The 24,317-nt window shown below is 59.3% G+C and carries 22 protein-coding genes; 10 read left to right on the top strand and 12 right to left on the bottom strand.

What is annotated here, in order from left to right; genetic code table 11:
- The first annotated feature begins 62 nt into the window (after positions 1-62).
- On the top strand, positions 63-749 hold the full coding sequence (locus ACR0DS_RS08535) for a rhomboid family intramembrane serine protease (RefSeq protein ID WP_480506755.1): 687 nt from the start codon (positions 63-65) through the stop codon (positions 747-749).
- Here the strand turns inward: ACR0DS_RS08535 and murJ are convergent, their stop codons facing one another.
- From murJ to ACR0DS_RS08520, 3 genes are read right to left on the bottom strand one after another with little or no spacing between them, the layout of a single operon-like run.
- Positions 750-2,291, bottom strand: a complete 1,542-nt coding sequence (gene murJ, locus ACR0DS_RS08530) for a murein biosynthesis integral membrane protein MurJ (protein WP_480558839.1) — start codon at positions 2,289-2,291, stop codon at positions 750-752.
- Positions 2,288-5,107, bottom strand: coding sequence for a [protein-PII] uridylyltransferase (locus ACR0DS_RS08525; protein WP_267365490.1), 2,820 nt, complete (start codon positions 5,105-5,107; stop codon positions 2,288-2,290). The genes murJ and ACR0DS_RS08525 overlap by 4 nt, the downstream gene beginning before the upstream one ends.
- Positions 5,067-6,239: a penicillin-binding protein activator gene (locus ACR0DS_RS08520; protein ID WP_480483206.1), complete on the bottom strand. Its 1,173-nt coding sequence runs from the start codon at positions 6,237-6,239 to the stop codon at positions 5,067-5,069. The genes ACR0DS_RS08525 and ACR0DS_RS08520 overlap by 41 nt, the downstream gene beginning before the upstream one ends.
- A gap of 88 nt (positions 6,240-6,327) precedes the next feature.
- Here ACR0DS_RS08520 and rsmI point away from each other — a divergent pair, with 88 nt between their 5' ends.
- The 3 genes from rsmI (at position 6,328) to gshB (ending at position 8,552) form a co-directional block, all read left to right on the top strand.
- Positions 6,328-7,185, top strand: a complete 858-nt coding sequence (gene rsmI, locus ACR0DS_RS08515) for a 16S rRNA (cytidine(1402)-2'-O)-methyltransferase (RefSeq protein ID WP_480558841.1) — start codon at positions 6,328-6,330, stop codon at positions 7,183-7,185.
- A 1-nt stretch (position 7,186) separates the two neighbouring features.
- Complete coding sequence (locus ACR0DS_RS08510) at positions 7,187-7,558, top strand: YraN family protein (RefSeq protein ID WP_480558843.1); 372 nt, start codon at positions 7,187-7,189, stop codon at positions 7,556-7,558.
- 61 nt (positions 7,559-7,619) lie between these two features.
- On the top strand, positions 7,620-8,552 hold the full coding sequence (gene gshB, locus ACR0DS_RS08505) for a glutathione synthase (RefSeq protein WP_480558845.1): 933 nt from the start codon (positions 7,620-7,622) through the stop codon (positions 8,550-8,552).
- Here the strand turns inward: gshB and ACR0DS_RS08500 are convergent.
- The 4 genes from ACR0DS_RS08500 to cobU are packed head-to-tail and all read right to left on the bottom strand — an operon-like array spanning position 8,549 to position 12,149.
- Positions 8,549-10,063: a YifB family Mg chelatase-like AAA ATPase gene (locus tag ACR0DS_RS08500; RefSeq protein ID WP_480558847.1), complete on the bottom strand. Its 1,515-nt coding sequence runs from the start codon at positions 10,061-10,063 to the stop codon at positions 8,549-8,551. The two genes, gshB and ACR0DS_RS08500, sit on opposite strands and share 4 nt — an antisense overlap.
- A gap of 46 nt (positions 10,064-10,109) precedes the next feature.
- On the bottom strand, positions 10,110-10,994 hold the full coding sequence (locus ACR0DS_RS08495; protein ID WP_480558849.1) for a glutathione S-transferase: 885 nt from the start codon (positions 10,992-10,994) through the stop codon (positions 10,110-10,112).
- 58 nt (positions 10,995-11,052) lie between these two features.
- Positions 11,053-11,631: a histidine phosphatase family protein gene (locus ACR0DS_RS08490; RefSeq protein ID WP_480558851.1), complete on the bottom strand. Its 579-nt coding sequence runs from the start codon at positions 11,629-11,631 to the stop codon at positions 11,053-11,055.
- Positions 11,628-12,149: a bifunctional adenosylcobinamide kinase/adenosylcobinamide-phosphate guanylyltransferase gene (gene cobU / locus ACR0DS_RS08485; protein ID WP_480558853.1), complete on the bottom strand. Its 522-nt coding sequence runs from the start codon at positions 12,147-12,149 to the stop codon at positions 11,628-11,630. The genes ACR0DS_RS08490 and cobU overlap by 4 nt, the downstream gene beginning before the upstream one ends.
- A gap of 100 nt (positions 12,150-12,249) precedes the next feature.
- On the opposite strand from cobU, the gene ACR0DS_RS08480 reads away from it, so the two are divergent.
- The 6 genes from ACR0DS_RS08480 (at position 12,250) to ACR0DS_RS08455 (ending at position 18,820) form a co-directional block, all read left to right on the top strand.
- Positions 12,250-13,128, top strand: a complete 879-nt coding sequence (locus ACR0DS_RS08480) for an RNA polymerase factor sigma-32 (protein WP_480486695.1) — start codon at positions 12,250-12,252, stop codon at positions 13,126-13,128.
- A complete protein-coding gene (locus ACR0DS_RS08475) occupies positions 13,125-13,949 on the top strand; it encodes a ChaN family lipoprotein (protein ID WP_480558855.1) in 825 nt (274 codons plus the stop codon). The genes ACR0DS_RS08480 and ACR0DS_RS08475 overlap by 4 nt, the downstream gene beginning before the upstream one ends.
- Positions 13,950-14,012: 63 nt before the next feature.
- Entirely contained in the window at positions 14,013-15,209 is a 1,197-nt protein-coding gene (gene coaBC / locus ACR0DS_RS08470; protein ID WP_480558856.1) for a bifunctional phosphopantothenoylcysteine decarboxylase/phosphopantothenate--cysteine ligase CoaBC, read from the top strand.
- 15 nt (positions 15,210-15,224) lie between these two features.
- Entirely contained in the window at positions 15,225-15,680 is a 456-nt protein-coding gene (gene dut / locus ACR0DS_RS08465) for a dUTP diphosphatase (protein WP_480558858.1), read from the top strand.
- Complete coding sequence (locus ACR0DS_RS08460; protein ID WP_480558860.1) at positions 15,680-16,729, top strand: HesA/MoeB/ThiF family protein; 1,050 nt, start codon at positions 15,680-15,682, stop codon at positions 16,727-16,729. The genes dut and ACR0DS_RS08460 overlap by 1 nt, the downstream gene beginning before the upstream one ends.
- 75 nt (positions 16,730-16,804) lie before the next feature.
- Positions 16,805-18,820 (top strand): M3 family metallopeptidase, encoded by a 2,016-nt coding sequence (locus ACR0DS_RS08455; protein WP_480558862.1) that lies wholly within the window; start codon positions 16,805-16,807, stop codon positions 18,818-18,820.
- Between the two features lie 2 nt (positions 18,821-18,822).
- Here the strand turns inward: ACR0DS_RS08455 and ACR0DS_RS08450 are convergent, their stop codons facing one another.
- From ACR0DS_RS08450 to mreC, 5 genes are read right to left on the bottom strand one after another with little or no spacing between them, the layout of a single operon-like run.
- Positions 18,823-19,755: a 2-hydroxyacid dehydrogenase gene (locus ACR0DS_RS08450; protein WP_480558864.1), complete on the bottom strand. Its 933-nt coding sequence runs from the start codon at positions 19,753-19,755 to the stop codon at positions 18,823-18,825.
- 15 nt (positions 19,756-19,770) lie between these two features.
- Positions 19,771-20,910 carry a rod shape-determining protein RodA gene (rodA, locus tag ACR0DS_RS08445; protein WP_209506418.1) on the bottom strand — a complete coding sequence of 380 codons (1,140 nt, stop codon included), beginning with the start codon at positions 20,908-20,910 and terminating at the stop codon, positions 19,771-19,773.
- Positions 20,907-22,856 (bottom strand): penicillin-binding protein 2, encoded by a 1,950-nt coding sequence (gene mrdA / locus ACR0DS_RS08440; protein WP_480483236.1) that lies wholly within the window; start codon positions 22,854-22,856, stop codon positions 20,907-20,909. Before mrdA ends, rodA begins: the two co-directional genes overlap by 4 nt.
- Entirely contained in the window at positions 22,853-23,389 is a 537-nt protein-coding gene (locus ACR0DS_RS08435; protein WP_480558866.1) for a rod shape-determining protein MreD, read from the bottom strand. Before ACR0DS_RS08435 ends, mrdA begins: the two co-directional genes overlap by 4 nt.
- Positions 23,382-24,284, bottom strand: a complete 903-nt coding sequence (gene mreC / locus ACR0DS_RS08430; RefSeq protein WP_209506411.1) for a rod shape-determining protein MreC — start codon at positions 24,282-24,284, stop codon at positions 23,382-23,384. Before mreC ends, ACR0DS_RS08435 begins: the two co-directional genes overlap by 8 nt.
- Positions 24,285-24,317: the final 33 nt, after the last annotated feature.

Genomic DNA, 24,317 nt, shown 5'->3' with positions numbered 1-24,317 from the left:
ATCAGCCCCCGTCGCTTACCCATGAGGCAAAGGGACGTCAACAGCCGCGAAAGGCCAGCCCAATGAGCAGTGAACATTACACACCGCCTGTGAACCCCCTGCCACCTGCCGTGGTGGCGCTGGTTCTGTTCATCATCGGGATAGAAATTGCCTTCACGCTGGGATCACGCGGGCTGGTCGGAGGACCAGCAGCGGTGGGCTGGCGGCTGGATGCGATCCAGCATTATGCGTTTTCTGCGGATATTTTCGACTGGATGGTTCTGAACGGGCGCTGGCCATTCGAACATGTCATCCGCTTTGTTACCTATCCCTTTGTATCCGCCAATTTCACGCAGGCGATTTTCGTCTGTGTTTTCGTGCTGGCGATGGGCAAAATGGTTGGCGAAGTGTTCGGCGGTTTCCCGATGCTGCTGATTTTTGTCGTGTCGGGCATTGGCGGCGCATTAGTCTACGCTGCGTTACTGGACCCACGCTATCCGCTGATTGGAGGGTTCCCGCCGGTGTATGGTCTGATTGGCGCATTTACGTGGTTGTTGTGGCGCAAACTGTCACTTGTAGGTGCAAACCAAGCACGGGCATTTCAATTGATTGCCGTCCTTATGGGCATACAATTTCTTTTCGGCCTGATCTTTGGTGGCAACTGGGAATGGGTTGCTGATCTGGGTGGGTTTGCCACCGGTTTTGGCTTGTCTTTTCTTGTTGCACCGGGCGCGTGGTCACGGATCGTCGGACGCATTCGCCGGGATTGATCACGACCGGCGCAGGGCTTGCTTGAACTCCGACAGCTTGAAGGCGCCGAAGATATGGCCCAGAAGGAAATATGAGACGGCAGCGACCATGATCAGGACCAGCAATGCCAGATAGCGCCAGCCGGGAACATCCAAAGCCCACCCGAACAGGTAAAGCGCTGCGTATAAGATCGCGCCCATCCCAAGCGAAGCAGCCACAATCCGGCCTGCGCGCTTTCTGAACCGGACATCGAAGCGCGCCTCTTCACCCATTCGTCGTGCGCCAAGTGCCAGCAGAACGACCATCGCCCACCCGGCAGTCGATGCGGCAATTGCCGGCGCGATCCAGCCCACCAGTGGAAACAGACCAAACGCCAGAGCTGCGTTCACGATCATCGCAACAATCGCGTAGTGAAACGGGGAACGTGTATCCTCGCGCGCAAAAAACAGTGGTTGCAGCAATTTTTGCAACATGAAGGCCGGAAGCCCGACCCCGTAGATGGCAACCGCAAGGGCCGTGGCGGCCGTGTCCTCGGGGCCGAACTGGCCGCGTTCGAACAGCACCGACACGAGGGAGGTTGGCATAACCACGAAGGCCACAGTCGAAGGCAGCGTCAGCAGCAATGTGAACTCACCGGCCCGGGAAAAGGCATTGCGTGCGCCTTCTTTGTCATCCGCGCGCAAGCGGCGGGACAAGTCCGGCAACAAGACTATGCCGACAGCAATGCCTACCACCCCCAAAGGCAACTGGTAGAGCCTGTCTGCGGCAAACAACCAGCTGACGGCTTTTTCGGTTTTCGATGCAACCAATTGCCCAACAACCAGATTGACCTGTGTGACCCCCATCGCCAGCGCGGCCGGGACCGCGATACGTACCATCCGCCGCATTTCAGGCGTCAAGCGCGGCAGGCTGGGGCGAATGCGGATGTTGGCGCGTTCGGTTGCAACCCAGACCAACGCCAGTTGTGCGACACCGGCGACCGGAATGACTGAGATCAACCACCGGATCACCTCGCCGCCGGACATGGCACCTGCGATCAGGGCGGTGCAGGCGAAAATGTTCAGCAGAACAGGTGCGGCTGCCGCCGCCGCGAACCGTCCGGTTGCATTCAGAACACCAGAAAACAAGGCAGCCAGAGACATGAACAGGATGTATGGAAACACAACATATCCATAGTCCACCGCCAGATCGAACCGTTCATCGCCGTAAAACCCTTCGGCGGTCAGCCACACCAGACCGGGCATGAAAACCATGGCCAGCCCGACCAGCGCAAGAACAGCCACGGCCAGAAGATTGAACGCGTCCTGCGCAAAACCCTGAGGGTCTTCGTCTGCTTCCAGTCGTTTGGAAAACATCGGCACAAAGGCCGCGTTAAATGCCCCCTCGGCGAAAAAGCGGCGGAACATGTTGGGCAGGCGAAAGGCAGCAACAAAGGCATCCATCACTGGGCCCGGCCCGATATAGGCCGTCAGCAGTATTTCTCGCAGAAACCCCAGAATTCGGCTGGCGAGCGTCCAGAAACCGACCGTGAACAAGCCCGAGAACAAGCGTATTTGCTTCATGAGGCCGCACGCTCGGCGCCTTCGGTGATTGCCGTGCGCAGCTTCGCCTCAAGTCCGCGCTGCTTGCTTTCCGAGTAATACTTCAAGCCGAACATGTCCTTGACGTAGAACGTATCGACCACCTGCTCGCCATAGGTCGCAATCACGGCATTGGCGATATACACGTTCGCCGCGGCCAGGGTCCGGGTCAGGTCAAACAGCAGGCCGGGGCGGTCGCGTGTGTCTACTTCGATGATCGTGTAGATTTCAGAGCCCTCATTGTCGAACGTGATATGTGTTGGCACGTTGAAAGCGCGTTCGCGTTTCTTGATCTTGTCACGTGACTTCAGTGCTTCCTTGGCGACGACTTCGCCGCGCAGGGTCTTGTGAATCATCTGCGTCAGGCGTGGAAGGCGCGATGCCTCGAACGGGTGCCCTTCGGCGTCCTGTATCCAGAACGCGTCCGTTACGTAGCCGTCTTTGGTGGTGTAGCTGCGGGCATCGACGACATTCGCGCCGACCAAGGCCAGTGCCCCGGCGATGCGGGCAAAAATACCGGGGTGATCGCCCATAGCGAAACAGGCCCGCGTCGCATCACGGTCTTCATCAGGTTGCAGGCGAATTTCCATCGCGCCGGGGTCGCCGCTTTGTTCCAGCGCGTGCAGCATCTCGGCAAACTCGATATGCGTCGCAAGATTCAGGCCCTGCCAATACGGGGCGTAGTGGCGCCCGGTCTCGACCTTGAGGTCAGCCTTGGACCAGTTGTCCAAAGCGCGGCGCAGCGCTGTTTTGGCCTCGGCCCCCCGATTTGCCCGGTTCAGATCTTCCATACCGGTTTCCAGTGCACGCTTTGTTTCAGCATGCAGGGCGCGCAGCAGAGTGGCCTTCCAGTTGTTCCAAGTGGTCGGGCCAACGCCGCGAATGTCGCAAACCGTCAGAACCGTCAGCAGATCCAGCCGTTTGGTTGTCTGAACGGCCTTGGCAAAATCGCGCACTGTCCGAGGGTCGGAGATATCGCGTTTTTGGGCCATATCGGACATAAGCAAGTGATAGCGCACCAGCCATTCAACGGTTTCGGAATCCGATTTGTTCAGGCCGAGCCGAGGCGCCACCTTGCGCGCGATCTGCGCCCCGAGAATCGAGTGGTCTTCGGGGCGACCTTTCGCAATGTCGTGCAAAAGAAGCGCGACATACAGCACCTTGCGATTGACCCCGCCTTTCAGAATCGAAGAGGCCAGAGGCAGAGATTCGACCAGCTCTCCGCGTTCGATCTGGGCAAGATTGACGATGCACTGGATCGTATGCTCGTCCACCGTATAGCTGTGATACATATTGAACTGCATCATTGCCACGATGTGCTCGAACTCGGGCAGGAAAGCGGACAGCACGCCCAACTCGTTCATCCGTCGCAATGCGCGTTCCGGGTTGCCGTGTTTCAACATCAGATCCAGGAAAATGCGCTGAGCTTCCTTGTCGCCGCGCATTTCGTCATCGATCAGATGCAGGTTCGCGCTCACCAGCCGCATGGCATCAGGATGGATCAGCATACCTGTCCGCAAACCTTCTTCGAACAGGCGCAGCAGGTTCATTTTGTCGGAGAGAAATTTCTCAGGTTCCACCAGATCCAGACGACCGTGAACCACCTTGTACCCTGCCTTGACCCGTCGACGCCTGCGGAAAATGCGTTCCAGCAGGGGCGCACCTTTCATGTGCAGCGCTTCGAGTTTGGTCAGGAAGATGCGCGTCAACTCACCTACGCGTGTGGCTTCGCGGAAATACCTCTGCATGAACACTTCGACCGCGCGACGCCCGGCGCGGTCCTCGTACCCCATGCGTGCGGCGACCTCGACCTGCATGTCAAAGGTAAGCTGCTCGGTCGCGCGACCGGTGACTAGATGCAGGTGCGAGCGTACAGCCCAAAGGAACTCTTCGGCCTGAACGAAGGTCTTGAACTCTTCGGGGGTGAACAAGCCTAAAGGCACCAGTTCGGCCACGTCCTGAACGCCATAGATATATTTCGCGATCCAGTAGAGGGATTGCAGGTCACGCAGGCCGCCTTTGCCTTCCTTCACGTTGGGTTCGACCATGTAACGCTCGCCTTGTTTGTGGTGGCGTTCGTCACGTTCGTGCAACTTGGCTTCGATGAACTCGCGTTCGGTTCCCTTGAACAGTTCGTCTTTCAGCCTTCGGTCCAACCCGTCCGCCAGTGCCTTGTCACCGGCCAGATAGCGTTGCTCCAACATCGCTGTGCGGATCGTGAAATCCTCGGCACCCAACCGCAGACAATCTTTGATCGTGCGTGACGAATGCCCGACCTTAAGCCGCAAATCCCACAGGATATAAAGCATCGACTCGATGACGCTCTCGGCCCATGCGGTGATCTTGTAGGGGGTGAGGAACAGCAGGTCGACATCTGAAAACGGCGCCATTTCCCCACGCCCGTAACCGCCAACAGCCAGAACGGCGATCTTTTCACCTTGGGTGGGTGTTGCAAGCGGATGCAGGCGTGTGCTTGAGACCAGCATCGCCGTCCCAACCAGTTGATCCGTCAGGTATGTATATGAGCGCGTGAGTGCGCGCGCGTCGAAAGGACGTTCGCCAAATGCCTCTGCAATGGCCGCGCGGCCAGACTTTTGAGCCTCGCGCAGAATGCGCACCGTCTCGGACCGCATTTTGGTGTTGTCCGGGCAGACCTCAAAGGCCTGAGCCAGTGCATCATTGACGGCAGTGCTGTCGAAGATGTCTCCGGCGGGGCAGATCAACGCGCTTTCGGGCACGTTGATCGCGCCCGTCAGATCAGAAACCGGCACCAGAGAAGCTTTGTGGGGCAGGGTCAATCACAACCACCTGTTTGTTCTGGATCGTGGCAACGGCCAGACCGCGTTCGTTGGTGCCGTCCGGGCGTAGGCGGAAGATGCCGCCAACACCCTGGAAACCGGCGTTCTGCGTCAGGGCCGAAGCGGTCAGGGCGTCTGATTTGCCCTGGCTGACCAAGGCACCAATTGCGGCGATGCCGTCATAGGCCAAGCCGCTGATCGGGTGCGGTGCTTCGCCGTAGGTTGCGTTGTAACGCTGACGGTAGGCTTGTGCCTTGGACGGGTCAGGCAACGCAAACCACCCCCCCTGAACCCCCGGAAGCTCCAGAGTTTGCGGAGGGATATCCCAACGTGTCAGGCCAATGAATTGCGTGGTTGCCGGAGAAACACCGGCCTCTGGCAGCAATTGCGAGAACAGCGGCAATGCCCCCGCCGTGGTCGCCGTCAGAAAGATCGAATCCGCGCCCGTCGAATCGACAGTGGCCTTGATCGTGGGAACCGCATTAATGACACCCTGTTGCGACCGGTCGTATGCGACGGTCCCTGCATTGTTGACCCGACTGTTCGCTATGGCATTGGCGATTGCGGACCGGCCCAACTGTCCTGCGGCGTCGTTGCTGTGCACGACCACGGTGTTGACCTTGCCCTGACTGCCCGCATAATTCACCAGCCGGTTGGCCGTGTTGTCAAAGGTCGGGCCCAATACAAAGACGTTGCCGCCTGCAATGCTGGCGTTGTTTGAAAACGAAAGAACGTTGACGTTCTTGCTCAGCACCGCCAATCCCGCAGCATTCGCTGCTTGGGCATATACTGGACCAATGATGATTTTTGCCCCGTCCGCAACAGCCTGTTGTGCAACGGCTGTCGCCGTGTTCGGGTTTCCGGCCGTGTCATAAACGCGTAAGTCGATCTGGACATTTGGCAAATCCGACATTGCAAGCCGCGCAGCATTCTCAAGGCTTTGCGCCAGCGCTGCATCACCAGATTGCGCAGATCCTCTGGGAACCAGCAAGGCGACAGGAACCGGCTTTGCGGTATTGATCGAGGGACCTCCGCCAAGACCACCTGGTTCACAGGCAGCAAGAAACGCTGCGGTCGTCAGGGCAGCGGCGACTTTCGCCAGCTTGCTTACGGGCTTGCAAACGGTAAACATCTAAATGAAAACTCCCTGATCCGGCGGCCGCGAATGCTTCTGTTCTGTTGAGCCGCGATAATAAACGTCACGCTGTGAGGGTCCAGCTTTGAATTTCCAAAAGATCAAGTTGGCTGCGGGCCTGTATTTTGTTGCCACTCCGATTGGAACAGCACGCGACATTACGCTCAGGGCCTTGGATGTTTTGGCCTCAGCCGATGTGATTGCGGCAGAAGACACCCGCAGTTTACGTCGCTTGATGGAAATACATGGCATCCCGCTGGAAGGCCGACGAATCCAAGCCTATCACGACCACAGCGGCGCAGGCGCACGCGGCAAGATCATGGAGGCGCTGGCGCAAGGGCAATCGGTGGCCTACGCGTCCGAAGCAGGAATGCCGCTAATTGCCGATCCGGGCTATGATTTGGGCAAGCAGGCCGCCGAAGCCGGGTATACCGTGACCTGCGCCCCGGGCGCGTCTGCCGTTGTAACGGCCCTGACGTTGGCGGGGCTTCCCACGGACGCCTTCTTTTTTGCAGGCTTCCTTCCCAACGCATCCAAAGCACGCCGCACCCGTATCGAGGCGTTGAAGGACATCCCCGGCACATTGGTGTTCTACGAATCTCCGAAACGCGTTGCCGCCTGTCTGTCGGACCTGGCTGAATGCTTGGGGCCTGAACGGCAGGCTGCGCTTTGTCGAGAGCTGACAAAAAAGTTTGAGGAGGTCCGTCGCAGCAGCCTGTCCGAACTGGCAGAGGAGTATCGGGGCAAGACGGTCAAAGGCGAGATCGTCCTGCTGGTGGACCGCAGTCATTCGCAAAGTGTTAACGAATCCGATCTAGAAGAAGCTTTGAAACGAGCTTTGGAACATCACTCGGTTCGGGATGCAGCGGATCTTGTATCGGAAATGTATAACTTGCCGCGCCGACCGATTTACCAGAAAGCTCTGAAATTGGGCAAGGGATGACATGGGGCGGCGTGAACGACAGGGTTCGATCTCTTACCACGCCGGACAGGCCGCAGAGTCACAGGTCGCTGCAGATTACGAACGTCGGGGCTTTGCCATAGCGCATCGTCGCTGGCGGGGCGCTGGCGGAGAGATCGACCTGATTGCGCACGACGGCGACGGGCTTGTGTTTATCGAAGTTAAGAAAAGCACCAGCTTTGAAAAAGCCGCTGCCCGGATCAGCCGCAAGCAGATCGAACGAATTTATGCCTCCGCCGCGCAGTTCTTGGAAAACGAGCCGGAGGGGCAGCTGACAAACGTGCGCTTTGACGCGGCACTTGTGGATGGCTCTGGCGCGGTTCAAATCATCGAAAACGCCTTTGGTTTTGGCTAAGCCCCATTGAACCCACAGGCGTGCTGGTCCATGTATCTGGCGGGAAACTGAGGGACATGCCATGAAAATCGCCTTTCAAATGGACCCGATCGGGGCCGTGGATATCAACGCCGACAGTTCATTCCGTCTGGCGGAAGAGGCACAGGCGCGCGGGCATTCTTTGTTTTTCTACGGTCCGGATCACTTGGCCTATCAACAGGGTCGCATCACCGCGCGAGGTCACGACATGACCGTGCAAAGGGTTGCCGGAGATCCTGCGGTTCTGGGTCCCGAACGTGAGGTGGATCTTGCCGATTTCGATGTCGTCTGGCTGCGTCAGGACCCGCCATTTGACATGCATTACATCACGTCCACGCATTTGCTGGATCGTCTCAAGGGGCAGACGCTTGTCGTCAACGATCCGTTCTGGGTGCGCAATTACCCGGAAAAGCTGCTGGTGCTGGATTTCCCCGAACTGACCCCGCCAACAACGATTGCGCGCGACTTGCAGACGATCAAGGCGTTCAAGGAAAAGCACGGCGATATCATCCTCAAACCGCTTTACGGGAACGGCGGCGCGGGTGTGTTCCGGCTTGACGCCAATGACCGCAACCTGACTTCCTTGCATGAGCTGTTCACCGGATTCTCGCGCGAACCTTTGATCGTGCAGAAATTCCTGCCGGATGTCAGCAATGGCGACAAACGGGTGATTCTGGTGGATGGCGAAGCGGTCGGCGCAATCAACCGGGTACCCGCCAAAGGCGAAACGCGGTCGAACATGCATGTTGGCGGACGTCCGGAAAAGATCGGCTTGTCCGAACGCGATCTTGAGATCTGTGCGGCGATTGGGCCTTTGCTGAAGGAAAAGGGTCAGGTCTTTGTCGGAATTGACGTTATTGGCGACTATTTGACCGAGATTAACGTGACTTCACCGACCGGCATTCAGGAGCTGGAACGGTTTGACGGCGTAAATATCGCCGAAAAGATCTGGCAGGCCATCGAGGCCAGGCTTTAGGCCATAACCCGGGCAGAGATGCGAAAACTCAGCGCTTCAGCCACGTGTGGTCGGCGGATATCGGTCGCGCCGTCCAGATCGGCGATGGTGCGCGCCACCCTCAGGATTCTATGAAAGGCCCGGGCTGACAGGCCGAAACGATCTGCGGCTTTCAACAGCAGCTCTTTTCCTTCGGCATCGGGCGTGGCGATCTCTTCCAGTATTTTGCCTTCTGCATCAGCGTTTTGTCGTAACTCCGGCGTGTCACAAAACCGGTCTGCCTGAATGGCTCGCGCCCTTTCGACACGTGCTGCAACCGTCGCCGAACTGTCGCCCGAAGGGGGCAGATCGAGGTCGGTAAAGCCCACGGGCGGGACTTCGATCCGCAGATCGAACCTGTCCATCAGGGGCCCCGAGATTCGGTTCAGGTAATCTTCGCCACATCCCGGTGCCCGCGAACAGGCACGGGACGGATCGGTCAGATAGCCACATTTGCAAGGGTTGGCGGCGGCGACCAGCATGAAACGACAGGGGTATTTCACATGGGCGTTCGCGCGCGCCACCATGACTTCGCCGGTTTCAATGGGTTGCCGCAGGGTTTCCAGAACGGTGCGTGGAAATTCGGGGAATTCATCCATGAACAGCACACCATTATGAGCCAATGAGATTTCGCCCGGTTTGGCCCCTTTCCCACCACCAACTATGGCCGCCATCGAGGCCGTGTGGTGCGGTTCGCGGAACGGGCGAGTGCGGTTTATTCCGCCTTCATCCAGTAACCCACATAGCGATTGGATCATCGACGTCTCCAGGGCTTCCACGGCAGTAAGCGGCGGCAAAATTCCGGGAAGCCGCGCCGCCAGCATGGATTTGCCCGATCCCGGCGTGCCGATCATGATCAAGTGGTGACGTCCGGCGGCGGCGATTTCCAGGGCGCGTTTGGCGCGCTCCTGCCCTTTCACATCGCGCAGGTCGCGGTTGGACGGTGTCAGGTTCACTTCGCCAGCTTGCGCCGCTGGCAACGGGGATTGGCCCGAGAAATGCCGCACGACCTCTCCAAGTGATCCGGCGCCGATCACTTGAGTGGCATCTACCCAGGCCGCCTCGGCGCTGGAGGCGCGCGGACAAAGCAAGGCGCGGTCTTCTGAAGCTGCCGTCATCGCGGCGGGCAAAGCACCAACAACGGGCACCAGAGAACCGTCGAGTGACAACTCCCCCAATGCAACGGTGCTTTCCGCGGCATCGGCAGGGATGATGTCGAGCGCGGACAAAAGCGCGACCGCGATGGGCAGGTCGAAATGGCTGCCTTCTTTAGGAAGGTCGGCGGGGGACAGATTGATGGTGATCCGCTTGGACGGCAGCGCGATGGCCATCGCGTTCAGCGCGCTGCGGACGCGGTCACGCGCCTCGGACACGGCTTTGTCGGGCAGGCCCACGATGGAAAAGGCTGGCAGTCCGGGTGACACCGCGCATTGCACCTCGACCGGGCGGGCATCGACCCCTTGAAAAGCAACGGTGTGGGCGCGGGCGACCATGGCAGTCCTGTTTTGGTTAACAGGACGTTGCTGCCACGGTTCTGGTTTAAGAGTCGTTAACGGCTGCGCGCATGGCCGCGAATTTGGGCCATGCTCCGGGGTCGGCCACAGTTTTGTTCCGGCAGAATGGGTTGCAGAACCCCCAGCATTGCCCGTCAAGCTCCAGGAAATCGGTGACAGGCTTGCCGGAATACGGGCAGGCGGCGTTGACTGACGGACCACTTGAAACCGGCTTCGCAGCAGAAACACCCCCGACTGGCCAAGGGCCGGACGGCAAGTCCTGCGCGTATGGGAAGGTGTCATACTCTACGGTCAATCCCATGGCGCGCCACTGTCTGACGATGGGATCAGAGAGCAGTTCCATGCAATAAGCCCGGTTCGCCTCTGACACCGGCAGCCCATATCCTATAATCCGCGCAGCAACGGGTGTGTAGAAGACGTCTGCCAGTGAATAGGCACCAAATAACGGGCCTTGGTCTGCCCCTGACACGCTCCTCGCATGTGCCCAGAGTGTTTCAATCCTCTCCAGGTCTGACAAAGTCGCCTCAGACGGCGTAAAGCCTTGCCACACGTTGCGCAGCTGCATGGCGCATTCTCCACGCAGGGCGCTGAATCCGGCTACCATTTCAGCGCATAGCCAGCGGGCCGTTGCCCGGGCTGCGGCATCCGAAGGCCACAACCCGGCATCGGGGTGGCGTTCGGCCAGTGTTTCGGCCATCGCCAGGCTTTCCCCCACAACCGTTCCATCCGGCATGCGCAGGGCAGGGACAAGGCGGGCAGGGGCCAGCGGTTCCATGTCTTGCGCCATAGTGCCGGAATAGAGGCCGATCATGTGGCTGCGATAGGGCAGGTTGAATTTCTCAAGCATCAACCAGCCGCGCATTGACCAGCTGGAGAAGAGGCGATCGCCGATATAAAGGTCATAAGTCATGCGCGGACGATGCCTCAGCTTTGCGGACCGGTAAATCAGTGATTTGTGTTGGACCTGTTCACGGAAGGTGATTGATCGACCCGACAGTCCACGCCCCGCCGTTGACAGCGATATCCGTCACCGAAAGGTTGTCGATCCGATGCGCAAAGGTCTGCTGCCCGTCCAGACCAAGGGCGCGCTGCACTTGTGTCAGGATCACGCCGAAATGCGCGACGATCACCAGATCGCGGCCCGTATGCGCGGACATAAGCGCGTCGATCGCGGAATCGACCCGGTCGCGGACCTCATTCCAGCTTTCACCTTGCGGTGGGCGGACATCACCGGGGTTGTCCCAATAGGCAAAAGCCAGCTCGGGGTCTTCGGCTTCAATATCGGCAAACCCGCGAAGCTCCCACTGACCGAAATGGATTTCCCGCAGGTCCGGGTGATGTGGCAGACGGTGACGCTGGCCCTGAATGGCCGAAGCAGTGTCAATTGCGCGCGACAGGTCGGACGAAATCACAAGTGCATCGAATGGCAAATGGTCGTGCAGGCGCTTCAGCGCCGCTGTATCGCTTAGATCAGCAGGCAGATCGGACCAGCCAAGCATCGTCTTTGCATGCGTGGGCCCGTGGCGAACAAGATGCAGTCGTGTCACGGTAGCTGCCCTTTCAGGACCAACGGCAACCCGGCGGTCACTTGCACCACCAGATCAGCCTGCGCCGCAAGTGCGATGTTCAGCCGGCCCTGCGCTTCGCGAAAGCGGCGGGCAAGCGCGTTATCCGGAACAATACCGTGCCCGACTTCGTTCGACACGATCACAATCTGCGCGGGGCATGCACGCAGGGCCTTTAGCAGGTCAGTTTGGACTGCGCCCAGATCGGTTTCGGCCAGCAAGTGATTGCTGAGCCACATGGTGGCGCAATCGACCAGACACACCTGATCCGAGGACAGGCTGGACAGCACCGGCCTCAGGTCAAGGGGCTCTTCAATCGTGGTCCAACCGCCGCCCCGCTGTACCAAATGGCGATCAACCTTCTGCCGCATCTCGTCATCAAACACTTGTGATGTCGCTAGGTAAACTCGATTTTTCCCTGTGGAAACAACGAGGTTCTCGGCAAATGCCGACTTGCCCGAAGCAGCTCCGCCCAGAATTAAGGTTAAATCTGACGCCACAGTACTTACCTAAAGATGATCCAATTGGTGCTGTTTTGCGTATCGGTCATAGGTCGGCATGGCAAGCCCGGCCAACGCCTGCAAATCAGGGGAGAGGTTTATGGCACTGGACAACGCGACAGATTTTTCGATGTCCCGGCAAGCGATGAAGGCCGAGTTGCTGGATGCGGAAACGGAACTGAAGCTGGCCTATGCCTGGCGTGACCAGCGTGACGAACAGGCACTGCACCGCCTGATCACAGCGTATATGCGGCTGGCAATTTCGATGGCGGCCAAGTTCAAACGCTATGGCGCGCCGATGAATGACCTTATCCAGGAGGCCGGTCTGGGATTGATGAAGGCCGCAGACAAGTTCGACCCTGATCGTGGGGTGCGGTTTTCGACTTATGCGGTGTGGTGGATCAAGGCGAGCATTCAGGATTATGTGATGCGGAACTGGTCCATGGTGCGAACGGGGTCCACCTCGGCGCAGAAATCGCTGTTTTTCAACATGCGTCGGGTTCAGGCCCGCCTTGAACGCGAGGCCGCAACCGAAGGTCTTGAACTGGATCGCCACCAGCTGCATCAGATGATCGCCACGGAAATCGGGGTTCCTCTGCGCGACGTTGAACTGATGGAAGGTCGGCTGTCAGGGTCGGATTTTTCCCTGAACGCGGTGCAATCCGCCGACGAAGACGGGCGTGAATGGATCGATGCGCTGGAAGATGAACGCGAACAGGCCGCCGAAGCAGTTGAACACACCCACGACACCGAACAGTTGCGCCAGTGGTTGCTGATCGCGATGAACGCACTGAATGACCGCGAGCGGTTCATTGTGCGCGAACGCAAACTGCGCGAGCCTGCGCGGACACTGGAGAGTCTCGGCGTCGAGTTGGGACTGTCCAAGGAGCGGGTGCGACAGCTTGAGGCCGCAGCGTTCGCAAAAATGCGCAAGAACCTTGAAGCCCAGTCGAACGAGGTGCAACACTTCATCGCATGAAACAGCTTGCGATTCTTGCGTGTGTTCTGGGCCTTACGGTTGCAGCAGCGCGACCCGGACTGGCGGAAGATCTTATTTCTGATGATGCGGCTCTCGCGATGCGGGATGCAGATGTAGTAATTCTGGGAGAGGTTCACGACAATCCCCGCCACCACCTCATTCAAGCCGAAGCGATAGTGGAAATTTCACCCTCGGCCGTTGTCTGGGAGATGGTCACCGAAGAAGGCGCGCAACGGCTGGCGCAAAAAGCCGTCTCCAACCCGGAAGAATTGAGCCGTATTCTGCAATGGGCAGAAAGTGGTTGGCCACCGCTCAGGCTGTATTATCCGGTGTTCAAGGCCTCCGGTGCGCCGGTTTACGGGGCCATGGTGCCGCGTGCTGCCGCGCGGGCTGCGATGGAACGCGGGGCCGCCACGGCGCTGGGTGCAGACGCGGCGCGCTATGGTTTGACTGTACCGCTGACGCCCGAGGAGCAGGAGGCGCGTGAGGCAGATCAAATGGCCGCGCATTGCGATGCTCTCCCGCCCGAAATGTTACCCCAGATGGTCGCGATCCAGCGTTTGCGCGATGCGGTTCTTGCGCGCGCGGTGATACGCGCGATGGAAGAAACCGGCGGCCCGGTTGCCGTGATCACTGGGAACGGACATGCGCGCAAAGACCGAGGTATCCCGACATTTCTTGAACGCCTTCAACCCGGATGGAAGGTGGTCTCGGTCGGACAGTCCGAAGACGACATTATCGACGGTGACTTTGATATCGTAATCGACAGCCCCACAGTCGAGCGTGAAGATCCCTGTGCGGCGTTTCAGGTTCAGAATTAATCGCTGGAACAACCTGCTGGGCTTGCCTAATGTCGGGGCCGACCGGGACAGGAAGGGCTGAACATGCTGTCATCCAAACGCATTCTGCTGATCATCGGCGGCGGCATCGCGGCCTACAAATCGCTGGACCTGATCCGCAGGCTGCGTGAACGTGGCGCGGCCGTGACGCCTGTGCTGACGCGTGCGGCAGAGGAATTTGTAACACCTCTGTCCGTGTCTGCCCTTGCCTCAGAAAAGGTCTATGGTGACCTGTTCGATCTGACCGCCGAGGCCGAGATGGGTCATATCCAGCTGTCACGCTCTGCCGATCTGATCGTCGTGGCCCCCGCAACAGCGGACCTGATGGGCAAGATGGCCGGGGGGTTGGCAAATGATCTGGCATCGACCCTTCTGATGGCAACGGACACACCCGTTCTGTGTGCGCCCGCGATGAATGTACGCATGTGGGAACACCCGGCGACGCGACGCAACCTGAAGCAGCTTCAAGCGGATGGCGTGCGCTTTGTTGGCCCAAACGAAGGTGATATGGCCTGCGGTGAATATGGGCCGGGACGCATGTCGGAACCGCTGGAAATCGTCGCGGCGGTTGAGGCGCAGCTTGCGGCAGGACCCTTGGTGGGAAAGCGCGTGCTGGTAACTTCGGGCCCGACGCATGAGCCGATTGATCCGGTCCGGTATATCGCGAACCGCTCTTCCGGGGCGCAGGGCTCGGCCGTGGCACAGGCGCTTGCGGATTTGGGGGCCGAGGTGATCTTTGTCACAGGCCCCGCAGACGTACCGCCTCCGGCGGGTGTGCAGGTCGTGCCGGTCGAGACCGCGCAACAGATGTCGGACGCGGTTGATGCGGCGCTTCCCGTCGACGCGGGCGTGTTTGCGGCTGCGGTGGCAGATTGGCGCGTGGCCAGTGCGTCGGACAAGAAGCTGAAGAAAAGCCGAGACGGGCTTCCGGTTCTGGAGTTTGCCGAGAACCCCGACATTCTCAAACGTGTCTCGCGGATGGAAAATGGGCGCCCACCTTTGGTTGTCGGCTTTGCGGCCGAGACCGATGACGTGATCGAACATGCTACCGCCAAGCGGCTGCGCAAAGGCTGTGACTGGATTGTTGCCAACGATGTCAGCCCTGCCACCGGGATCATGGGCGGGTCCGAGAATGCGGTTATCCTGATCTCGGACAGCGGAGTCGAGGAATGGCCGCGTATGGGCAAGGCTGAGGTTGCGCGGAGGTTGGCAAGCAGGATCGCAGACGCGTTGGCGGGCTGAAGGAAAGGCAAAACCATGGTTGCAATTCGAGTGATCCGCGAAGACGGGGCAGACCCCGCCGTGGCGCTTCCGTCCTACGAAACTGTGGGTGCTGCTGGCGCGGACGTGCGTGCCAACTTGCCCGAGGGGGTTTCGATTATGCTGGAGCCCGGACAGCGGGCGCTTGTGCCGACCGGTCTGCGCATTGAAATCCCGCAGGGATACGAGGTTCAGGTCCGTCCCCGCTCGGGCCTTGCACTGAAACATGGGATCACGCTGCCCAATACGCCGGGCACTATTGACAGTGACTATCGCGGACCTTTGGGGGTGATCGTGATGAATGCCGGTCAGGAACCGTTCGAGATTGCTCATGGCGATCGTATCGCGCAGCTGGTAGTTGCCCCTGTCGTGCAGGCGGCATTCGAACTGGCTGAGGCATTGGGTGAAACAGATCGCGGGGCTGGCGGTTTCGGCTCGACCGGGCGCGGCTGATGTTGCTGGTTCTTGTTCTGGCAGCGGGGCTATGGGGCGTTGGCTATATCGCCGGCACGTCAAAAACCGCGCGCGTGGTGTCGGTGAGTGTGTTGTTGGTCGGGGTGATCCTGTCTCATCTGATCTTGCCGGATGGGCATCCTCTGCGCGAAGCAACCGGTGGGTCTGCGGCGCTGTGGCTGATCCTTGCAGGTTTCGCGGCCATCGTTTTGTTATATGGCCGTGTGCTGAAGGCCCTGCGTAACCGCGCAGTACAAGCATCCAAGCCGGAAACCACCATGCCCTCTGACCGTTTCACCGAAACCGAACTGAACCGGTATGCCCGTCACATTGTGCTGCGCGAATTGGGCGGGCCGGGTCAGAAAAAGTTGAAACAAGCCCGTGTTCTGGTGATCGGTGCAGGAGGTTTGGGCGCCCCGGCGCTGCAATACCTAGCGGCCGCAGGTGTGGGTACAATCGGGGTCATTGACGACGACATAGTCGAGAATGCGAACCTGCAGCGGCAGGTGATCCACCGCGATGCAGATATTGATATGCCCAAGGTCTTTTCCGCCCAGCAAGCGATGGAGGCGCAGAACCCGAATGTGGTAGTTCTGCCCTTTCATCGCAGATTGGGCGATGAAATCGCGGCAGAACTTTTTGCCGACTTCGATCTGATCCTTGACGGTACGGATAATTTTGAGACCCGCTATCTGGCCAACCGGACTGCCGCCGCGCTGGGCAAGCCACTGATTTCGGGGGCCTTGTCGCAGTGGGAAGGGCAGCTCAGCGTGTTTGACCCAGCCAATGGAAGCCCGTGCTACCAGTGTATCTTTCCCGAAGCCCCGGCCCCCGGTCTGGCCCCGTCCTGTTCCGAGGCCGGTGTGATTGGCCCGTTGCCGGGTGTTGTTGGATCGATGATGGCGGTTGAGGCGATAAAGGTGATCACGGGCGCTGGCATGGCGCTGCGGGGCGAGATGCTGATCTACGACGCCCTATACGGTGAAAGCCGCAAGATCACGCTGACCCGCCGTGCCGATTGCCCCATTTGCGGTGCCGCAAGCAATTAACCTTTCTTAACGTGGGCTGGGGGTTCTGGAACACCCGGCCATGGCGAACTAGCTATAGGGTCAAAGGAGATCCGCATGACCAACCCGATCCTGTCCGACTGGACCACCCCATTCGAAATAGCCCCTTTCGCCGATATTTCGGACGAAGATTTTGCACCGGCTTTGGATCAGGCGATGACTGCGCATAACGCGCAGATCGACGCGATTGCAGCAAATGCAGAGGCCCCTACTTTCGCGAACACGGTGGAAGCCCTTGAGGCTGCGGGCGAGCAGCTGGACAAGGTTCTGTCGGTCTTCTTCACTGTTGCAGGCGCAGACAGCAACCCCAAGCGGGAAGAGTTGCAGCGCGCGTTTTCACCCAAGCTGTCGGCGCATTTCTCGGGAATTTCCTCGAACAAGGCGCTGTTTGAACGCGTTGCAAACCTTTGGGCGCGGCGCGAAAACCTGAACCTGACCGAGGAACAGGCACGCGTTCTGATGCTTACCCATCGGGGCTTTGTTCGTGCAGGCGCGGCGTTGGACGGGGACAAAGACGCTCGTATACAAGAAATCAAGTCGCGCCTCGCCTCGTTGGGGACATCCTTTACCCAGAACCTGCTGGCGGATGAGCGGGATTGGTTCATGAACCTGACCGAAGAAGATCTGTGGGGCCTGCCGGAATTCGTTGTGAATGCGGCACGGGCTGCTGGTGCGGAAAAGGGCGCCGTGGGGCCGGTTGTTACCCTCTCCCGGTCGCTGATCGTGCCGTTTCTTCAGTTTTCACCCCGTAGGGATCTGCGCGAAAAAGCCTATCGCGCCTGGGCTGCCCGCGGGGCGAATGGTGGCGAGACCGACAATCGCTACATCGCGGCTGAGATTCTGGGCTTGCGTGAGGAACGCGCCAAGCTGTTGGGCTATGACAACTTCGCCGATTACAAGCTGGAAACTGAAATGGCTCGTACTCCGGACCGGGTACGTGAGTTGTTGATGCAGGTGTGGGAACCTGCCAAGGCCCGCGCCGATGCGGACGCGGAAATCCTGACCCAGATGATGCAGAAAGACGGTGTCAACGGCCCGCTGGAAGCATGGGACTGGCGCTATTACGCTGAAAAGCGGCGCAAGGCGGAACATGATCTGGATGAGGCGGAACTGAAACCCTACCTGCAACTGGACCGGATGATCGAGGCATCGTTTGCTTGTGCAAACCGCCTGTTCGGGCTGGAATTCAAGCCTTTGAACGTGCCGCTTTATCACCCGGATTGCCGCGCGTGGGAAGTTACGCGCAACAGTCGGCATGTCGCCGTGTTCATCGGTGACTACTTTGCACGGGGGTCAAAGCGATCAGGTGCCTGGTGCAGCGCGATGCGGGCACAGGCCAGATTCCCGAAAGAACAGGCACCGATTGTCATCAATGTCTGCAACTTCGCCAAGGGTGATCCGGCACTGCTGTCTTATGACGATGCACGCACCCTGTTCCACGAGTTTGGCCATGCCTTGCACCAGATGCTGTCCAACGTTACCTATGAAAGCATCTCGGGTACTTCGGTTGCGCGCGATTTTGTCGAACTGCCCAGCCAGCTTTATGAACACTGGTTGGAAGTGCCCGAAGTTCTGGCCGAGTTTGCCACCCATGCCGAAACGGGTGAGCCGATGCCGCAGCAGATGCTTGGAAAAGTGCTGAACGCCGCCAATTTCGACCAGGGGTTCCAGACGGTGGAATATGTCGCCTCGGCTCTTGTTGATCTGGCCTTCCACGATGGCGACGCCCCGGCAGACCCGATGGCAAAACAGGCCGAGGTTCTGGCCGGGTTGGGGATGCCGCAAGCCATTGGAATGCGCCATGCCACGCCCCACTTTGCGCATGTTTTCGCAGGCGATGGCTATAGCTCGGGCTACTACAGCTATATGTGGTCCGAGGTGATGGATGCTGACGCCTTTGCGGCCTTCGAAGAAGCAGGTGGTGCCTTTGATCCTGAACGGGCCAAAGCGCTGGAAGACAATATCTTGTCCACCGGCGGTTCGCGCGAGGCAGAGGATTTGTATCTGGCGTTCCGGGGGCGATTGCCGGGCGTGGATGCCCTGTTGAAAGGCCGCGGTCTGATTGCGGCGTGACTTCAGTAGCCCAGCGTGCGGTCGACCAGATGCACAAAGGGCTCACCGGATTCCCCGCGCCGGATGTTTTCGCAAATGACCTGTGCGGCAGTGACCGGGCGGGTCTCGGACGCGATATGCGGGGTCACGGTGACATTCGGATGCGCCCAATAGGGGTGATCGGTGGGCAAGGGCTCGACACGGAACACATCCAGCGTTGCGTGGCCCACCTGGCCCGAGTTCAGGGCATCCAATAGTGCATCATCATCAATCAGCGGCCCGCGTCCCGGGTTGATGATACGCGCACCTTTGGGAAGCAGGGCCAGCGTTTCCGCATTCAGCGCGTTTTCAGTGGCAGGTGTATCGGGCAGCAACAAGACTACGATTTCGGCATGAGAAAGCGCCTGGCGCAGCCCTTCGGCACCATGCAGGCAGGTTATGCCGGGGATGTTCTTGGCTGTACGGCTCCAGCCTAAGACCCGAAACTCAAGCGCGGTCAGCGCGCGGGCCACCGCTTCGCCCAATGCTCCAAGCCCCAGAATACAAACGTTGCGCTCTTGCGCCAGCGGCGGGATATCTGGGGTCCAGACACCGTCCTGTACCGTGATGTGCCGGTCCATCCCCAGATGGTAGCGCAGAACGTGGCCAACCACCCACTCGATCATGCCTTGCGTCAGGCCGTGATCCACCATCCGCGCCAATGGAACGGTCAGTGTTTCGTTACCCACGATTTTTTCGACACCGGCCCAAAGGCTCAGCACCGCTTTCAGGCGCGTGAAAGGTCTGAAATCCTGTACCCCTCCGTTTGGGGCGTAAACAACGTAATCGACCTGATCCGGTTCGAACTCGGTTTCTAGCTGGACGTCCAGACCCGCCTCATCAAGATATTGTGCCAGCAGCGGCTGATACACCGGCCAAAGGGCAGGGCGCGCGGAAAACAGGACGTTCACAGACATCAGAGCCCTTTCAGATCAACGGGGGCGGTGAATATGGGCGCTTTGGACGATGCCAAAGGCCGCCATCAGAACCAGCATGGCCGAGCCACCATAGCTGACCATTGGCAGTGGTACACCCACGACCGGGGCCATGCCCATCACCATCGACATGTTGACGGCAAAAAACAGGAAGAAGTTCAGCGCGATACCCAGCGTGACCAGAGATGAAAACCGGTCCTTGGTTGCCAGGGCCGTGACCATGCAGAAAACCAGAATCAAGGCATAAAGGGTCAACAGGGTCGTTCCCCCGACAAATCCGAACTCTTCGGCCAACGTCGTGAAAATGAAATCAGTATGCTTCTCGGGCAGGAAGTTCAGGCGGGACTGCGTGCCTTGCATGAAACCACGCCCGTTCCATCCCCCGGACCCCAAGGCAATCTTGGACTGGGTAATGTGGTATCCGGCCCCCAATGGGTCGGTGGACGGGTCCAGAAAGGTGTCGATGCGCCGAAACTGATAGTCCTTCAACAATTGCCAGTCGGTCCCCCGGCTGTTGAACACAGCGGCGATCAGGCCCACGACAGCAGCAATAACGGCGGCAAAATAGGCCCAGTGAACCCCTGCCAGAAACATCAACCCACCTCCTGCGGCGAGAAGCAGGATGGATGTGCCAAGATCGGGCTGTTTCAGAACCAGCAAAGTAGGCAGGATGATCAGGACAACCGGGATAAGAACCCAAAGCGGACGAGACGTTTTGTGCGAGGGAAGCCAGTCGTAATAAGCGGCAAGCAACATGACCAGCGTGACTTTCATGACCTCCGAGGGTTGCAGGCGCATGAACCCAAGGTCGATCCAGCGCTGCGCACCCATGCCGATGGTGCCGAACAGTTCAACAAATACCAGCAATGCCACCGAGCCGAGATAGGCCAGCACCGACATGTTGCGCCAAAACCAGATCGGAACCAGTGCGATGATGAACATCACTGTCAGGCCAAGCCCGAAACGTTCCATTTGCGGCTCGGCCCAGGGCGTCCACGAACCGCCCGCAACAGAATACAGCATCAAAAAGCCCGCGCTGGCGGTGCTGATCAACAGCAATGTCAGCGGCCAGTTCATATACAGAAACTTGCGAAACCCCGACGGCGTGGACTTGACGGCATATTCAAGATAGCTCATGCACGGTCCTTTTCATCCGGTCGCGCCTTGGGGCGCTTGTCACCCTCCAGCCGTTTTTGCTGTTCCTTGATGCGTTCGCGGTCGGCGACGGGGTAGGCTTCAAGCGGCGGTGTGCCGTCATAAAGAGCTTGCAGCATGATGTCGCGTGCAACCGGGGCTGCGGCTGTGGACCCGCCGCCGCCATGCTCAACAACCACGGCCACGGCGTATTTTGGGTTGTCATACGGTGCAAAGCAAACGAACAGCGCGTGGTCGCGACGCTCCCACGGCAAGTCCTCGTTTCGGATCACGCCTGCGGCCCGTTCTGCTTTGGTGATGTTTCGAACCTGGCTGGTTCCGGTTTTCCCCGCCATCCGGAACTCATCCGCGATGATGCGGCTTCGATATGCCGTTCCCCGCCTGTCATTCGAGACCGAGAACATGGCCTTGCGGACCTGTTCCAGATTGTAAGAATTAAGGCCCAGTGGTTCTCCGGCGCCCGAGGGTTGTTCAACACCGTCGATCGAGCGCACCAGGCGCGGCGTGACCGCGCGACCGGTGGCGATGCGGGCGGCCATCACAGAAAGCTGCAGCGGTGAAGCCAGCATGAATCCCTGGCCGATGGACGCGTTTGCCGTATCGCCCACAAGCCACTCCTGACCGTGCGCGCGCTGCTTCCATTCCTGATTGGGGGCCAGCCCATCCGCCACCGCCGACATCGGGATGTCATGCTTGACGCCCAGTCCCAAAGTGCGGGCCATGTCGGAGATCTTGTCGATGCCAACCCGCAGAGCCACGTCATAGTAATAGACATCGCAGCTGCGTTTCAGCGAGAGGTTGAGGTCAACCGTCCCGTGCCCACCACGCTTCCAGCAATGGAAGCGACGGCTGCCGACCTTCAGGTGTCCGGGGCAGTACACGGTGTTGCCGGGAGAGACTACGCCAGCTTCCAACGCGGCCAGCGCGGTGACCATCTTGAAGGTCGATCCCGGAGGATAAGTTCCTTGCACGGATTTATTCGCCAGAGGGCGGTACTTGTCTTCTGTCAATGCCCGGTAATCGGCGACCGAAATGCCACGTACAAACAGGTTCGGATCAAAACTGGGTGCCGAGGCGACCGCACGCAAGTCACCGGTCTCGCAGTCTATGACAACTGCGGCTGCACTTTCGCCTGCCAGTCGCGCCTGTGCATATTGTTGCAGATCAGCGTCGATGGACAGTTGCAGGTCTGCGCCGGGTTGTCCTTCCTGCCGGTCAAGCTCGCGCATGACGCGGCCCGTCGCGTTGACCTCGACCCGCTTTGCACCGGCCTTGCCGCGCAGTTCGATTTCCTGCTTGGCCTCAAGGCCAACCTTTCCAATCTGGAACCTTGGAATGCGCAATACCGGCTCAGGGTCTTCTATCTTGCTGAGGTCATAGTCGCTGACCGGGCCAACATAGCCGACGATATGTGCGAAATCCTCGTATCGTGGGTATTGCCGTGTCAGGCCGACCTCGGGCGTTACGCCCGGCAGCGCCGGAGCATTGACCGCAACCTTCGAGATATCCTCCCACGTAACCTGATCCGCCAGCGTCACCGGCAGAAACGGAGCCGAGCGGCGCATTTCAGTCCTGGCGCGCTCGATCTCATCTTCGTTCAGAGGGATCAGTTCCGACAGTTTGGCGATGACTTTTTCCACGTCATCGGCGTCTTCACGCACGATGACGATGCGATAGGAAGGTGAGTTCTGGCCGATGATCTGGCCGTTCCGGTCATAGATACGCCCACGGGTCGGCGGGATAAGCCGGATGTTGATACGGTTTTCTTCGGCCAACAGGCGGTATTCGTCGGCCTGTTCGACCTGCATGAACCGCATTCGTGCCGCCAGACCGCCTATGAACACCGCCTGTAGACCACCCAGCAACAGCGCTCTGCGTGGCAGGCGCTTATAGGCAAGGCCCTGGGATTTGGGTTTACGCTGTTTCATGCCCGGCTTCCCACAGCGCTGACATCAGCAGCGGATATGCGGCGAACCCCCAACGCGCTTTGGCTAAGCAGCACGACCAACGGGTAGACAGCGACCGTCAGCACAAGCTGAATCACGACCGGCCCCAATGCGGCCTGTTGCACGGACATCACCGATAGTACGACCCTGTTCATCAAAATGACCGCCGTGATCACAATGCCGACAGACATCCATTCTCCGGCAAATCCCGCATCCCTCATACCCAACGCCGCTGACCGCAAATAGGCCGACCCGACTACGGTCAGCGCGGCCAAAAGGCCCGGTGGACGTTGCAGTAGAAAGTCGGCCATCAGCATGACAAGCGCAACCAATACAGTCGGGACGTAATCGGGCCGCCGCAGCACCCAGGCAAAAGTCAGGGCAATCAGGACGTCGGGAAAAGGCCAGCGATCGGGTTGAGCGTCCAACGGCAACAGATGCAGAAACAGTACAGAAAATGCCAGCAAGGCATAAAGGCTGCGCATGGCCCAGATTTGCGAGGCCGGTCTATCCATCGCTGACCTCATCCGGGGTCAGCGCTGCCTCTGGGCGGGTAGGCCCGACGATACTGCCCGGATCCTGAATGGGCGGAGCCGAGTGAAACCGCAGAACCCTGAGAAATTCGAGCCTTTCGAAATCTGCCGACAAGCGGACCCTCAGGCGCCCCCCGGGATCTGCCGCGATTTGACCGATCAGCAGGCCCGCAGGAAAAACGCCGCCATCACCCGAAGTGATCACACGGTCCCCGGGGCGAACCAGCTCGCGGTTTTCAAGAAACTCCACCGCGGGCGCGGGGTTGTTGTCGCCTTTGATCAGCGCGGTCTGGCCAGAAGGTTGAATGGTTGCGGGAATCGCGCTGGTGGCATCCGTCACAAGGATCACGCGTGCCGTGTCAGGGCCAACACCTGATATCCTGCCGACCAGGCCAATGCCGTCCATCGTGGCCCATCCATCCACGATCCCGTCACGCTCTCCGACATTCAGCAGAACGGATTGCCGGAATGGCGACCCGCTGTCGGCCATGACAACGCCGGTGATATAAGTCAGACGCGGGTCAAGGCGGACATTGTTCAAATCCAGCAGTCGCGCGTTTTCCTGTTCAAGCTGCAAAGCAGCCTCTTTCCAGGCGCGCATCAGGCGCAGTTCGCTACGCAGTTCCCGGTTCTGCTCGCTCAGGCGCTGATAGCTTTGGAAGTCACGCACCAGATTGACGGCGGCAGTCACGGGGACCATGGCCCATTCCATCGACGGTACAACCGTATCCACGATCCGCGCGCGGAACCGTTCAACGCGCGGGCTGTCGATGCGCCACAGAAGGAAGATACCAAGCAGGCACAGCACAACAATCCCCAGCAACAAACGTCGCAGGGGGGTCGTGTACTCATCGCGCTGTGATCGGTCTTTTGCCACAGGTTACCTTCCCGTGCTGCTCGCGCCGATATA

The sequence above is a fragment of the Ruegeria sp. AF5 genome (assembly GCF_056541905.1).
The sequence above is the reverse complement of the archived record's forward strand: the minus strand, read 5'-3'. Positions and strand labels throughout refer to the sequence as shown.

Coding starts and splice junctions, on each gene's coding strand:
- ACR0DS_RS08535 (WP_480506755.1), top strand. CDS start 63: ATGAGCAGTGAACATTACACACCGCCTGTGAACCCCCTGCCACCTGCC.
- murJ (WP_480558839.1), bottom strand. CDS start 2,291: ATGAAGCAAATACGCTTGTTCTCGGGCTTGTTCACGGTCGGTTTCTGG.
- ACR0DS_RS08520 (WP_480483206.1), bottom strand. CDS start 6,239: ATGTTTACCGTTTGCAAGCCCGTAAGCAAGCTGGCGAAAGTCGCCGCT.
- ACR0DS_RS08510 (WP_480558843.1), top strand. CDS start 7,187: ATGGGGCGGCGTGAACGACAGGGTTCGATCTCTTACCACGCCGGACAG.
- gshB (WP_480558845.1), top strand. CDS start 7,620: ATGAAAATCGCCTTTCAAATGGACCCGATCGGGGCCGTGGATATCAAC.
- ACR0DS_RS08500 (WP_480558847.1), bottom strand. CDS start 10,063: ATGGTCGCCCGCGCCCACACCGTTGCTTTTCAAGGGGTCGATGCCCGC.
- ACR0DS_RS08495 (WP_480558849.1), bottom strand. CDS start 10,994: ATGACTTATGACCTTTATATCGGCGATCGCCTCTTCTCCAGCTGGTCA.
- ACR0DS_RS08480 (WP_480486695.1), top strand. CDS start 12,250: ATGGCACTGGACAACGCGACAGATTTTTCGATGTCCCGGCAAGCGATG.
- ACR0DS_RS08475 (WP_480558855.1), top strand. CDS start 13,125: ATGAAACAGCTTGCGATTCTTGCGTGTGTTCTGGGCCTTACGGTTGCA.
- coaBC (WP_480558856.1), top strand. CDS start 14,013: ATGCTGTCATCCAAACGCATTCTGCTGATCATCGGCGGCGGCATCGCG.
- dut (WP_480558858.1), top strand. CDS start 15,225: ATGGTTGCAATTCGAGTGATCCGCGAAGACGGGGCAGACCCCGCCGTG.
- ACR0DS_RS08460 (WP_480558860.1), top strand. CDS start 15,680: ATGTTGCTGGTTCTTGTTCTGGCAGCGGGGCTATGGGGCGTTGGCTAT.
- ACR0DS_RS08455 (WP_480558862.1), top strand. CDS start 16,805: ATGACCAACCCGATCCTGTCCGACTGGACCACCCCATTCGAAATAGCC.
- ACR0DS_RS08450 (WP_480558864.1), bottom strand. CDS start 19,755: ATGTCTGTGAACGTCCTGTTTTCCGCGCGCCCTGCCCTTTGGCCGGTG.
- rodA (WP_209506418.1), bottom strand. CDS start 20,910: ATGAGCTATCTTGAATATGCCGTCAAGTCCACGCCGTCGGGGTTTCGC.
- mrdA (WP_480483236.1), bottom strand. CDS start 22,856: ATGAAACAGCGTAAACCCAAATCCCAGGGCCTTGCCTATAAGCGCCTG.
- ACR0DS_RS08435 (WP_480558866.1), bottom strand. CDS start 23,389: ATGGATAGACCGGCCTCGCAAATCTGGGCCATGCGCAGCCTTTATGCC.